Origin of the sequence: Clostridium chromiireducens (assembly GCF_002029255.1) — a bacterium.
GTDB classification, from domain to species: Bacteria; Bacillota; Clostridia; order Clostridiales; family Clostridiaceae; genus Clostridium; species Clostridium chromiireducens.
In genome coordinates this window covers 1-12,946 of sequence record NZ_MZGT01000026.1, presented here as the reverse complement: position 1 = coordinate 12,946, position 12,946 = coordinate 1, and the positions used below count along the sequence as shown (strand labels likewise).

At 30.1% G+C, this 12,946-nt stretch carries 13 protein-coding genes; all 13 read left to right on the top strand.

The annotated features are described in order from the left end of the window. Window positions 1-164 precede the first annotated feature (164 nt). Complete coding sequence (locus tag CLCHR_RS10820; protein ID WP_079439816.1) at window positions 165-731, top strand: Maf-like protein; 567 nt, start codon at window positions 165-167, stop codon at window positions 729-731. Between the two features lie 43 nt (window positions 732-774). Beyond that, window positions 775-1,464, top strand: a complete 690-nt coding sequence (gene radC / locus CLCHR_RS10815; protein WP_079439815.1) for a RadC family protein — start codon at window positions 775-777, stop codon at window positions 1,462-1,464. A 21-nt stretch (window positions 1,465-1,485) separates the two neighbouring features. Next, window positions 1,486-2,502, top strand: coding sequence for a rod shape-determining protein (locus CLCHR_RS10810; RefSeq protein ID WP_079439814.1), 1,017 nt, complete (start codon window positions 1,486-1,488; stop codon window positions 2,500-2,502). 3 nt (window positions 2,503-2,505) lie between these two features. Next, the gene (gene mreC / locus CLCHR_RS10805) at window positions 2,506-3,354 is read left to right on the top strand and encodes a rod shape-determining protein MreC (RefSeq protein ID WP_079439813.1); all 849 of its coding nucleotides are present in this window, start codon (window positions 2,506-2,508) and stop codon (window positions 3,352-3,354) included. 10 nt (window positions 3,355-3,364) lie between these two features. Next, window positions 3,365-3,856: a rod shape-determining protein MreD gene (mreD, locus tag CLCHR_RS10800; protein ID WP_079439812.1), complete on the top strand. Its 492-nt coding sequence runs from the start codon at window positions 3,365-3,367 to the stop codon at window positions 3,854-3,856. Further along, window positions 3,853-6,795 carry a penicillin-binding transpeptidase domain-containing protein gene (locus CLCHR_RS10795; protein ID WP_079439800.1) on the top strand — a complete coding sequence of 981 codons (2,943 nt, stop codon included), beginning with the start codon at window positions 3,853-3,855 and terminating at the stop codon, window positions 6,793-6,795. Before mreD ends, CLCHR_RS10795 begins: the two co-directional genes overlap by 4 nt. Window positions 6,796-6,952: 157 nt before the next feature. Further along, entirely contained in the window at window positions 6,953-7,633 is a 681-nt protein-coding gene (gene sfsA, locus CLCHR_RS10790; protein WP_079439797.1) for a DNA/RNA nuclease SfsA, read from the top strand. Window positions 7,634-7,817: 184 nt separating this feature from the next. Then, complete coding sequence (minC, locus tag CLCHR_RS10785) at window positions 7,818-8,477, top strand: septum site-determining protein MinC (protein ID WP_079439795.1); 660 nt, start codon at window positions 7,818-7,820, stop codon at window positions 8,475-8,477. A 20-nt stretch (window positions 8,478-8,497) separates the two neighbouring features. After that, a complete protein-coding gene (minD, locus tag CLCHR_RS10780; protein WP_079439793.1) occupies window positions 8,498-9,298 on the top strand; it encodes a septum site-determining protein MinD in 801 nt (266 codons plus the stop codon). A 14-nt stretch (window positions 9,299-9,312) separates the two neighbouring features. Next, window positions 9,313-9,582, top strand: a complete 270-nt coding sequence (minE, locus tag CLCHR_RS10775; RefSeq protein ID WP_079439791.1) for a cell division topological specificity factor MinE — start codon at window positions 9,313-9,315, stop codon at window positions 9,580-9,582. 386 nt (window positions 9,583-9,968) lie between these two features. Next, window positions 9,969-11,102, top strand: coding sequence for a rod shape-determining protein RodA (gene rodA, locus CLCHR_RS10770; protein WP_079439790.1), 1,134 nt, complete (start codon window positions 9,969-9,971; stop codon window positions 11,100-11,102). A gap of 200 nt (window positions 11,103-11,302) precedes the next feature. Beyond that, window positions 11,303-11,776 (top strand): hypothetical protein, encoded by a 474-nt coding sequence (locus CLCHR_RS10765; RefSeq protein WP_079439788.1) that lies wholly within the window; start codon window positions 11,303-11,305, stop codon window positions 11,774-11,776. A gap of 140 nt (window positions 11,777-11,916) precedes the next feature. Further along, window positions 11,917-12,786 (top strand): M50 family metallopeptidase, encoded by an 870-nt coding sequence (locus tag CLCHR_RS10760; protein WP_079439786.1) that lies wholly within the window; start codon window positions 11,917-11,919, stop codon window positions 12,784-12,786. Window positions 12,787-12,946: the final 160 nt, after the last annotated feature.

Genomic DNA, 12,946 nt, shown 5'->3' with positions numbered 1-12,946 from the left:
CATCTTAAATGATAAACTATATGGTGTAGAAATGATTTATTTCAGTATGATCATTTCTATGCCTTTTTAATTAAATAAGTTTTTTAGTTAAAAAATTAACATGTCTATAATACATATAATTTGTCAATAATATATGTATATTCTTTATTTTAGGATGTGAATTTATGAAAATAGTATTAGCTTCTGCGTCTGAACGAAGAGTAGAACTTTTAAATAGGTTAATTAAAGAATTTGATATAATCGTTAGTGATTTCGATGAAGATAAGGTTCTTTTTGAAGGATCAATAGATAGATATGTTAAAGAGATAGCTTTAGGAAAGGCAATGCATGTTAAGAAGAAACTAAATGAGGATGCAATAATAATAGCTGCAGATACAATAGTTACATTAGATAATAAGTTACTTGGTAAACCAAAGGACGAAGAAGATGCCTTTAATATTATAAAATCACTTCAAGGCAGAAAACATTTAGTTTATTCAGGAATTGTTGTCATGAATACAGCTAAAAATGTAATCAAGGAGGAAAGTTTAGCTACTGAGGTTACTTTTTCCGAGATAAGTGATAATGAAATATTAGAATACATAAAAACAGGTGAGCCTTTAGATAAGGCAGGGGCTTATGGGATTCAAGGTATAGGTGGAATATTTGTTGAGGAAATAAAAGGATGTTATTATAATGTTGTTGGACTTCCATTAAACAAATTAAAGTCTATGCTAAAAGCAGTACAATAAAGTTTAGGGGATAGGGTATCATATATGTGGAGGTAGTATATTAATGAATAATAGCCTTAAGATTAAGGATATACCACAACATGAAAGACCTAAGGAAAAATTATTAACATACGGGGCAGAGAGTTTAAGTAATTCTGAATTGCTAGCAATTATACTTAGAACTGGTACTCAAGGAGAAAATGTACTTCAGTTAAGCAGCAGACTTTTATCGGAACTAGAAGGATTAGATGGAATTTTAAATTCAAGCATTAATGATATTACATCAATTAAAGGAATTAAGGGAGGAAAAGCTTCACAAATTTTAGCTTTATCTGAACTGTTTAAAAGATTTAGAACATTAAAGGCGATTAAAAATGATATTAAGATTACATCACCGAAAGAACTAGCGGATCTTATTATGGGAGAAATGAACGATTTGACTCAGGAAGTATTAAAAGTTGTACTCCTGAATACAAAAAATGTGATTATTGGAACTAAGGATGTTTTCAAAGGTAGCTTAAATACATCAGTTGTTCATCCAAGAGAAATCTTCAAACAAGCAATAAATAAAAACAGTGCATCTATAATTATATGCCACAACCATCCATCAGGTGATCCAACACCTAGTAAAGAAGATATAAATATTACATTAAGAATTAAAGAATGTGGAAATATTATAGGAATTCAACTAATAGACCATATTATAATAGGAAATAATAAATTTGTTAGTCTCAAAGAACGAGGACTGATATAGAATTGGAAGGGGAAAAAATAAATGGGATTTTTTGGATCAGGAAAAGATATGGGGATAGATTTAGGAACAGCAAATACTTTAGTGTTTGTAAAAGGTAAAGGAATAGTTTTAAGAGAACCATCTGTTGTTGCAATGAACACTATGACTAAAAAGACACTAGCAGTTGGATCAGAAGCTAAACTTATGATAGGTAGAACTCCTGGAAATATAGTAGCTATAAGGCCGTTAAAAGATGGAGTAATTGCAGATTTTGATACAGCTCAAACAATGATGAAGAGTCTAATAGAAAAAGTATCAACTAAAAATGCATTTAAAAATCCGAGAATAATAGTTTGTTATCCATCAGGAGTTACAGAAGTTGAGAAAAGAGCTATTGAAGAAGCTACAAAACTTTCAGGAGCTAGAGATGTTATTTTAATGGAAGAACCAATGGCAGCAGCTATTGGAGCTGGACTCCCAGTAAGTGAACCAACAGGAAGTATGATAGTTGATATTGGTGGTGGTACTACTGAAGTGGCTATTATTTCTTTAGGCGGTATAGTAACTAGTAAATCACTTAGAATAGCTGGCGATGAATTAGATCAATCTATAATATCTTATATTAAGAAGGAATTTAACTTAATGGTTGGAGAAAGAACCGCTGAGCAAGTTAAAATGGAGATTGGATCAGCTTATAGAACGTCAGAAGAGGAAATGGTTATGGAGATAAAAGGAAGAGATATGATAACAGGGCTTCCAAAAATCGTTGAAATATCAGAAACTCAAGTTAGAGAAGCATTAAAAGAGCCTGTGTATGCTATTATAGAATCAATTAAGACTACATTGGAAAAAACACCACCAGAACTTGCGGCAGATATAATGGAAAAAGGAATTATGCTTGCGGGCGGTGGAGCTTACCTTAGAGGATTAGACGTATTAATAAACAAAGAAACAAACATGCCTGTACATATTGCGGAGGCACCTCTTGATTGCGTAGTACTTGGAGCAGGGAAGGCACTAGAAGATTTTGATAAAATTAGCAGAGATCAAAGAGGTTAGTATATGAAGCTTCTTAGAAATAAACTGGCAGTAACTATTATAGTACTGTCAGTTAGCTTTTTGGGATTAATAGTTTATACTGTAAAGAAAGAAAATAGAAGTATTATTGAAAGTGGTGCCGGTAGTACTTTAAACCCTGTACAAAGTCTACTATATAGTGGAACAAATAGAATAAAAGAAACCTTGGATTTTTTCTTAAACTTTTCAGAAGTGAAAGCTCAAAATAAAGAATTAATTGAAAAAAATCAAGAGCTTGAAAGTAAGTTAAGTACTTATTCAGATTTAAAAGAAGAAAATGATAGGCTAAGAGGAATACTAAATTTTACAGAAGAAAGAAACAATTATAATTATATACCATGTGACATTATAGGATACAGTGGCGGAAACTTTTTGGATGGGTATATAGTTAATAAGGGTAAAAATGCTAATATACAAAAAGGTATGATTGTTATAGCGGCACAAGGTCTGGTGGGACAAGTAACCAGTGTAGGAGAAAATTGGAGTATAGTTCAATCTTTGGTTAACGAGAATATAGCAGTAAGTGTTATGGTTGAAAGCACTAGAGATGCAACTGGTTATTTAAAGGGCTTTAAAGACAGTAAAAATAGAAACTTAGCCAAAGTATATGATTTACCAATGGATTCAGAAGTTAAAGAAGGCGACGTGATAATGACTTCTGGAGTAGGTATGCTTTATCCAAAAGAAATTAGAATTGGAGAAGTAATTTCGGTTGAAGAAGATAAGGTAAAAGTAATGAAGAGTGCAGTTGTAAAGCCATATGTTGATTTTAATAAATTAGAAGAATTATTTATTGTCTCTCCGAAAGATACGAGAGAAATTAAGTATAATTAGAGGTTTATAAATGGAAAAATTAATTATTATTTTAGTTTCTATTGGGTTAGTTATATTAGATAATTCTTTAGTTCCCTTTTTTTCAATTAAGGGCGCATATCCAAGCCTATTATTTACATTTGCTATCGCTTTTTCATTAATAAATGGTAAAGAAAAGGCAGTTTTTATAGGGGTTATAAGTGGAGTGCTTCAAGATATTTTCTTTTTCAATGGATTTGGGGTTAACTCTTTGCTAAATTTATTTTTATGTTTATTAGCGAGTCTTATTGGAGCGGGAATAATAAAGAATAAGAGATTGATACCTGTTGTTTCTATTTTTTTTATTACAATAATCAAATATATGGGTATACTCACAATATTTTATATATTAAGAATTAATATAGAATTCAGCAGATCTATAGCTATGGGTATATATAATTCAGTAGTAATGTTTTTTGTTTACAAGTTAGTAATGAATATTTATGATGATGAATATTCAAAACAAAGGTGGAGGTTTAAATGATAGTAAATAAACCAACAAATAAAAAGAAAAAGAAAATCTCTAGATATACTGTTTTATGTATTATTATGGGTATTATATTTGGAGCTATCACTTTACGGTTAGTATATATCCAAGTGTTTAATTATGAAGAATATAAGGAAAAGGCTAACGTAACATCAACAAGATTTGCAGCAGATAAAGCTCCACGTGGAAAAATATATGATGACAAAGGTAATATATTGGCGACCAATATTCAAACCTATACTCTTACATATACAAAGACAGATGATGCAGAAAAACAATTTTATACAACGATGAAAGAACTCTTTAAAATATTAGATGAGAATGGAGAAAAGATTCAAGATACATTACCATTAAAAATTGATAGCAATAATAATGTATATTTTGAGTATAAAACTAACGATAAAGATTCCCAAAATGCAGAGGAGTTAAGGTTCAAAAAAGATAGAGGATTAAATGATACTCTAAAGAATAAAATGTTTAAAGATGTTGAAGAGCTATCTGATACTCAAAGTACAAAGTTAGATGAAGCACTTTTGAAAATTACACCAGAAGAAGCATTTTATGAGCTAGTTAAAACCTACAATTTAATTGGGCTTGTCGATCCAGATTATAATGCAAAGGATAAAAAGAAGATCTATTTGAATATGTCTGGTAAAGAATTAACTGATTTGATTATAAAAGGTGGATATTCTTTAAATGATATTAGAGAATTTATGGTTATAAAAGATTCCATAAAAATGCAAAGTTTTAAAGGTTTTAGGACTGCTACAATTGCAGGAAATATTAAGAGAGATACATCACTGGTTGTAAGGCAAAAGCTTAGTGATTTTCCAGGAATAGATGTTAGTTTATCACCAATAAGATATTATCCATATAATAATTTAGCATCTTCTGTTTTAGGGTATGTAACTTCAATTAATGATACTCAAAAAGAAAAATATGAACTTAAAGGATATGATATTTCATCAGATCTAATAGGGGCGACGGGTATAGAATCAGCATTTGAAGAGCAGTTAAAGGGAGTTAAAGGTGGAACAACTGTTAAAGTTAACTCTCAAGGAAGAGTAACTCAGGAGTTGTTTAAACTTGAATCTTACCCAGGAAATGATGTTCATCTTACAATAGATAGGGATGTCCAATATGCAGCAGAACAAGCTTTAGTTGATGGAATTACAAATATAAAAAATAATGTGATAGATGAGAATGGAAATAGGTTTTTAAATGCAACAAGAGGAGCTTTAGTTGCCGTTGAAGTTAAGACGGGAAGAATATTATCTTTAGTAAGTTATCCAAATTTTAATCCAAATTTATTTACTGTTCCGGGGCAATTAACGCCAGAAGAAAATAGGCAATATTTTAATCCTGACCTAGATTCATTTGGAAAAGAATTTATACAAAGGATGGGATTAAATAAGACTGTTGATGATTTATTTCCTCTAACTAAAAATGGTTCTAGAACAGACCAATATGATTTATATCCAAGTCAGTTTTATAATTATGCAACTATGTCACTAATTCCACCAGGTTCTACATTTAAACCACTTACTGCAGTTGCAGGAATAGAATCAGGTGCAATAGATGGTGGCACAGTCATTGTGGATAGAGGTAAATTTACTGAACATCCAGAGGTTTTTGGTAAGAGTTTCGCACCAGGAGGGATAGAAGCTGCCACTGGGCCAACAACTTTAACAAGAGCCATAGCGGAATCAATTAACTATTATTTTTATGAAACTGCCTATAGGATGTATATGCAAAATGGCGGATTAGGTAGTATCGGAGCATTAGATTCTATTGCAAAGTATGCCTGGCAGTTTGGTCTTGGCGTTGATCCTAATAGTAAAGAAAAGGCTTCAACTGGTATAGAAATTGGGGAAAAATTTGGGCAGACTTATAATTTTAAGTCATGGAAAGATAACTCCATAGCATTTGCCAAATTCAATTTAGTAGATTTTTTAGAAAAAGGGAATTATAATGGTGCAACTTTTATACCATTTGATATAAGAACTTCAGATGATGATAATGAAGAAGTAAAAAAATCGAAACAAGCAATTAAAGATAAGGTTATTGAAAATCTGAATAAGGTTGGTACTGAAGAAAAGTTAACTGGTCATGACGCATTTGCCAAGGAAATTAAGGCAGATGTAAAAAATATAATGGAGCATTCTGAAAAATACAAAAAGAATGTTGCAGATTCAGGGCGTAATTTTAATATAGAAAATCAGATATCTATGGTAGCAGAAGTTATAGCTCAATTTACAATTAATGACCAACCAGGAGAAATAAAGTCACCTGCTCAACTTGTTTATGCATCAATAGGGCAAGGTATGAATAACTTTACACCATTACAGTTAGTGTCGTATATTTCAACACTTGCTAATGGAGGAACAAGATACAAACTTCATTTAGTTGATAAAATTACAGATAATGATGGAAAAGTAATACAAGAATTTAAACCAGAAGTATTAAATTCTGTTTCAATTTCAAAGGCAGCTCAAGAGGCAGTTAAGCAAGGTATGACAGCTGTTAATAATGAAGAAGGTGGTACGGCTAGTACCGCTTTTGCAGGATTTCCAATTAAGACAGCAGGTAAGACTGGTACAGCTGACTTTTCTACAGATCAAAGAGAAAAAGGGAGATCACCGTATGCAACATATGTGAGTTATGCTCCCGCTGATGATCCAGAAATAGCTGTGGTTGCTGTAGTATTTGATGGAGGACATGGAAGTGGTATTGCTTCTGCGGTAAAAGCTGTTTACGATGCTTATTTTAAGGATAAGTTATTAAAAGAGTATCCTAATTATACATCAGCATCAGAATCATTTAAAAAGTATGTTGTAGATAATCCATATAATAAAAATACAAATAATTCTCAAGGAAATACTCAAACTGAAAAAGATGTAAATACAAGTGCAAATACTGGGATTAAAACAAACTAGAAATGAAATAATAAAAATATGGTTTATGTTAATTAGTAAAAGGTTAATAAATAATTAAATAGATATCTCTATTAGGCATACAACGAGTAAATGTTGTACAAATTAAGCCTGATAGAGATATTTTTATGAATAAAATTAGTTTAGTGGGAGGAAAGTAATGAAATACAATAACATTCTAAAAGGAAAATTTATATCAAGGCCCAATAGATTCATTGCTAACGTAGAAGTTAATGGGATAGTTGAAGTTTGTCATGTTAAAAATACGGGCAGGTGCAAAGAACTACTAACTCCTAATGCAACAGTTTTTGTACAGGAACATAACAGTGTTAAGAGGAAAACTAAGTTTTCTCTTATAGGAGTAATAAAAGAGAACAGAATAATTAATATGGATTCTCAGGTAACAAATAAGGTTGTTCATGAGTGGATATTAAAAGGCAATTTATTTTCAGATGTTACTTTAATAAAACCAGAAGCTAAGTATGGTAACTCAAGGTTTGATTTTTATGTTGAAACGGAAACCCAAAAAGCTTTTATCGAGGTAAAAGGAGTGACGTTAGAAAATCGGGGGATTGTTAAATTTCCAGATGCACCTACAGAGAGAGGTGTTAAACATATTAAAGAACTTTGTGAGTGCATGACCGAAGGATATGAAGCTTATGTCATATTTGTAATACAAATGAAGGATGTTTTGCATTTTGAACCTAATGATGATACTCATAAAGAATTTGCAGAAGTGCTAAAATATGCAAAGGGATATGGTGTTAATATAATCGCTGTTGATTGCGATGTAGAAGAAGATAGCATTAATATAAGAGATTATGTTGAAGTTATTATATAGTTGTCCCAGGAATGGTATACATGGTTATCATATTGTTAGTTATTTATCTTCTTTTGTAAAATTTAATCAAAAATTATTGAAAGATATATACAAAAATAGTCAGTATAATGATATAATTTTAAAGAGGTTGCCATTTTCAAAAGAATTAACTATTTTAACCTGCAAAATTCATTGGAGGTAATCAATGTATAATAATGATGGTATTTTAATAAAAGGAAATAAAGATGGAATAAATACAACCATTAACATGAATAAATTTGCTTGCTTTGAAGATATGATGTTAGTGTTAATCAAAAAGCTTTCCAAAGGAAAGCATTTTTATAAAGGAACAACATTAATTTTAAGGATAGATTTAAAATCAATTAACAAGAAAGAAGTAGAAGTTCTTAAACAAGAATTGTTAACTAAAATAGGATTAAAAGATATTGTTTTGGAAGATTTAGAAAAAGAAATTGAACAAGTAGGCGAAAAAGAGGCTAGAGTATTTTTGGGAGTATATGAAGGAAAAACAAAATTTATAAGAAAAACAGTTAGAGGCGGAGAATGCATAAACTATCAAGGTAACATAGTTATTGTGGGAGATATAAATAGCGGGGCAGAAGTCTATGCCGCAGGAAATGTAATTGTTTTAGGACGTATAAAAGGCAAGGTAAGTGCAGGAACTAATGGAAATGCAAAAGCTGTAATAGCAGCATTTTTGTTACAGCCGGAAATGTTACGGATTGCTGATATTATAGCAATGCCTCCAGATGATATTGAAAAGCCAAGCTATCCAGAATTAGCAAAAATAAAGGATGGATTAATAATAGTTGAACCGTATTTGCCAAATAAATATATATATTAGAATGTCGGAGGGATTTATAAATGGGAGTATCTATTGTAGTAACGTCAGGTAAAGGTGGTGTTGGAAAAACAACTACTACAGCTAACATAGGAACAGCTTTAGCATCATTAGGAAAAAAAGTAGTTGTTATTGATGGTGATACAGGACTAAGAAATTTAGATGTATTACTAGGATTAGAGAATAGAATAGTTTATACAATAATCGATATTATAGAAGGAAGATGTAGATTAAAACAAGGGCTTATAAAAGATAAAAGAATTTCTAATCTATTTCTTTTACCTACTGCGCAAACTAAAGACAAAGATGATATAAGTGCTCAAGATATGCTAAAAATAGTGAATGAATTAAAAGAAGAATTCGATTATGTACTGATAGACTCGCCTGCTGGTATTGAGCAAGGATTTGAGAATGCTGTAATTGGTGCAGAAAAAGCAATAATAGTAGTAAATCCAGAAATCACATCGGTAAGAGACGCGGATAGAGTTATTGGCAAACTTGATGCAAAAGGGTTAGAAGATCATTCAGTAATTGTTAATAGATTAAATTATGAAATGACTAAAAATGGAGATATGCTTGATGTATCGGATATTATTGAAACTCTTTCAATAGAATTACTTGGAGTAGTACCAGATGATAAGAATGTAACTGTTTCAACGAACAAAGGGGAGCCAATCGTATTAGAGGAAGGGGCTTTTGCTGGACAGGCATTTAAAAATATTGCCAGAAGAATCATAGGAGAAGAAGTTCCTTTAATGAATTTACATATAGAAGATCATCAAGGATTTTTTAGCTCCTTAAAAAAGCTATTTAAGCGCAATTAGAGGAGGATAATAAGATGGGGTTTTTTAAAAGTTTAAATAGTAAGCCAACACCTAAAGAAGTTGCTAAAGATAGGTTGAAATTAATTCTTATTCATGATAGGGGAGAAATAGCTCCGGAAATTATTGAGAAGATAAGGGAAGAAATCCTTGAAGTTATTTCCAAGTATATTGATATACAGGTTGATGACGTTGAAATATCTGTAAATAAGAATGGCGATGAAGAGGGAGAAAATACGTCTGCACTTATTGCTAATATACCTATTAAAAACATTAGAGGAAGATAAGGTAGATTTACATAATATAAAGGTATTGAGAAGAACTTAAAGTGAGGTAATGAACAAAGAAAGAGAATACATATATGTATTCTCTTTCTTTGTTTGCTAGCGATTTCTTTAAGTGTTTCACAGATACACCTAAAGAATATATGAGTATTTCAGTATAAAGATGTAAATTATATTTCGGATGTTTTGCAACACATTTAAAAAGAAATATTTTGATGGATAATGATACTAGTATATTGCGAAATTATTACAAAATTATTATGTTTTATTTGTTATAAGTATTTGTTATGGAGAATGTAGTAATAATAATGTATAATTAAGATGAATTAAGTTATATAAAAATGTACTTTTAAATAATTCTTGGATATATAACTTGGAGGTGAGGTATTGTGTTTAGGCAGTTAAAATTGGATATTAGATTAATTAAGGAAATTGATAAAGGCATATTAATTTCTTTAATTCTGTTGATTTTATATGGTACATTAAATATATATCTGTGTACAAAGGGGGAATATGGATTAGCTTTTGCAGAAAAACAATTTTCTTGGTTTATGATATCTATGGTTGCTCTCTATTTTTTTATTGCTGTGGATTATGGAATTATATATAATTATGTGCCAATATTTTATTGGGGAATAGTTATACTACTTATATTAACTAAGGTACCTGGAATTGGTATTGTTGTCAATGGTGCCAGAGGATGGATTAACTTGGGAATAGGTAATATGCAACCATCAGAGTTTGCTAAACTTGGAATTATATTTATGATAGCTAAAACCCTTGAGGAGATGGACGGAAAGATAAATGAGGTGAAAAACTTCTTTATTTTAGCCTTTTATGCGATAGTGCCAGTAATATTTATTGTAACCCAACCTGATATGGGGATGAGTATGGTGTGTTTCTTTATAGTCTTGGGAATCTTTTTTACAATGGGACTGGATATGAAAATTATCGGTGGAGGACTAATGTCTTTAGTTCTAGCTATAGTAATAGTTTGGAACTCAGGACTTATAGAACCTTATCAGAAGGCAAGATTCACAGGATTCTTAAATCCAGCTGCTGATGATGCTAAGACAGGTTATCACTTAACTCAATCATTAATAGGAATAGGTTCAGGAGGGATTTTAGGAAGCAGACCATCATTAATGCTTGATGGGAATACAGGTTATGCATCACAAAATGTACCAGAAGTTCAGACAGATTTTATTTTTGCAGCAATAGCAGAACAATGGGGATTGTTAGGAGCGATATTGCTATTGGTTCTTTATGGATTTCTTATATATAGGATGATCTCTATAGCAAGAACTTCAAAAGATATTTTTGGATCAGTTATATGTACCGGAATAGTCTCATATTTTCTTTTTGCTATAATTCAGAATATAGGAATGACAATAGGCTTAGTTCCGATTACAGGTATAACATTGCCACTTATAAGTTATGGCGGCAGCTCGTTATTAACAACAGTTATTTCAATTGGATTTGTAATAAACATAGGAATGAGAAGAAAAAAAATAAATTTCTAGAATATCAGCAGCTTTTATTAAAGGCAGGATTGGAGAATTAATATATACTATGAAAAGTGTAAAGTAGAATTTCATAGTATGATGTTAAATACCAAGCCTGCTTTTATGCTTTTTATCATGCCATTTGTCACAATTTTACTCTCATAAATTTACTAGGCATAAAATATACTTTAATGATAATGAATTTAAAGGAGTGTATTATGAGCAGTTACAGAACAGCCTATGAAAATTATTATAAGAATATTAATAATACTTCAAAAGGAAAAAAAGATAAAAATAATAATAAACTTATGGGAAAAAAAGCTGATAATTATTTGGGGCCAAGATACGGCAATAGGATAAAAAATGATGAGCCATTTTCAAATATTATTATAAAAAGAGTGACTAGAGAATTAACAGGTGCTACAATCCTACTATTTTTTTTTGTGGGATTAAAATATGTTCCATCAGACCAAGTTAGAGATATGCATACTAAGTGTAAGCAATTATTGAGCCATAATTCTAACTATAATGAATATATTGAAGCATTTAATTCAGTACAAATAGGAAATATAAAAGGAAAAGATTTAAAGGTTGGAAATCTCACTACAGAAGATTTGAAAATAGAAAATTTGAAAATAAAAGCTCAGAATTTTGTTGAGTATTTGAAAAATAATAATGATGATATATCTTAGTGAAAATCTTAAATTGTATATAAGTATTATAAGTTAATACATATAAATTAAATACTTTTAAAGAAAATCTTTGTTTTGATTTCCATTTTTACTTGTAAATTGCAAATTGTTTTTATAAAGCAATATTATAGGGGTTAAGAATGAAAAAATGGTATATAGTATTAGTCTTAGAATTATCAATATTGATGTGGCTTGGAGATTTCAGCAGCTATATAGCTATAAGTTTCCTATGGGTAATATTGCATGAATTTGCACATATAGTGGTTGCAAGTAAATTTGGGTGCAAATTTAGCAGTGTAAATATTAGCATATTAGGTGCTAAAGCTGAATTAAGCGATATTGATGAATTAAATGAGAAGAAAAAATTGATTTTATATTTAGCTGGACCGTTTTTCAATATTTTTATGGCTATAGTTGCAAATTTTTTCTACAACTATTTTAGTTATGAGTATATAAAAGATAGTATAGTTATAAATTTATGCTTAGGTACATTTAATTTGTTTCCAGCGTATCCTTTAGATGGATCAAGGGTGTGTGAAATTTTATTAGCTAGGAAATTTTTATATAAAAAATCAAAGAAGATTACAGGAATATTTAGTTTCATCATTTCAGGAGTATTATTATTAATATTTATTATAATGATGTTGTTACATAAGGTGAATATAAGTTTGTTTCTTGCATCACTATTAATCATATACGCCACAATTCTCGAAGGGCAAAAAACCATGTATATAATAATGGGAGATATGATTAAGAAGGTAAGAAGGTTAAAAAAACATAATTACATAGAAAATAAATCTATTTCTGTGTATTATAAAAAAGGTTTAGTGAATGTATTAACATTAGTTGATAAGAATAAATTTAATAGTTTTTATGCTCTTAATGATGATATGGAACTACTCGGAATAATTCACGAGGATGAACTTATTAAAGCGTTAAAGGACTATGGAAATATAACACTCGAAGAATATATTAAAATAAGAAATATCGATAAGAAGAAAAACTTGTAGCTTTTAATTTTTTTATATATTGAGAAATATCAATATATTTCAATTTAGGCAGGATTTAAAAACAACTGAAAGACTATATAAATTATTCATAAAAGATAGAGTTAATAGTTATTATAAAAACGCCATTAACTCTATTTTTATTATATGGAAATCTATATAT

Bases quoted from the DNA above. Each gene is read 5' to 3' on its own strand.
- CLCHR_RS10820 (WP_079439816.1), top strand. From the start codon at position 165: ATGAAAATAGTATTAGCTTCTGCGTCTGAACGAAGAGTAGAACTTTTA.
- radC (WP_079439815.1), top strand. From the start codon at position 775: ATGAATAATAGCCTTAAGATTAAGGATATACCACAACATGAAAGACCT.
- CLCHR_RS10810 (WP_079439814.1), top strand. From the start codon at position 1,486: ATGGGATTTTTTGGATCAGGAAAAGATATGGGGATAGATTTAGGAACA.
- mreC (WP_079439813.1), top strand. From the start codon at position 2,506: ATGAAGCTTCTTAGAAATAAACTGGCAGTAACTATTATAGTACTGTCA.
- mreD (WP_079439812.1), top strand. From the start codon at position 3,365: ATGGAAAAATTAATTATTATTTTAGTTTCTATTGGGTTAGTTATATTA.
- CLCHR_RS10795 (WP_079439800.1), top strand. From the start codon at position 3,853: ATGATAGTAAATAAACCAACAAATAAAAAGAAAAAGAAAATCTCTAGA.
- sfsA (WP_079439797.1), top strand. From the start codon at position 6,953: ATGAAATACAATAACATTCTAAAAGGAAAATTTATATCAAGGCCCAAT.
- minC (WP_079439795.1), top strand. From the start codon at position 7,818: ATGTATAATAATGATGGTATTTTAATAAAAGGAAATAAAGATGGAATA.
- minD (WP_079439793.1), top strand. From the start codon at position 8,498: ATGGGAGTATCTATTGTAGTAACGTCAGGTAAAGGTGGTGTTGGAAAA.
- minE (WP_079439791.1), top strand. From the start codon at position 9,313: ATGGGGTTTTTTAAAAGTTTAAATAGTAAGCCAACACCTAAAGAAGTT.
- CLCHR_RS10765 (WP_079439788.1), top strand. From the start codon at position 11,303: ATGAGCAGTTACAGAACAGCCTATGAAAATTATTATAAGAATATTAAT.
- CLCHR_RS10760 (WP_079439786.1), top strand. From the start codon at position 11,917: ATGAAAAAATGGTATATAGTATTAGTCTTAGAATTATCAATATTGATG.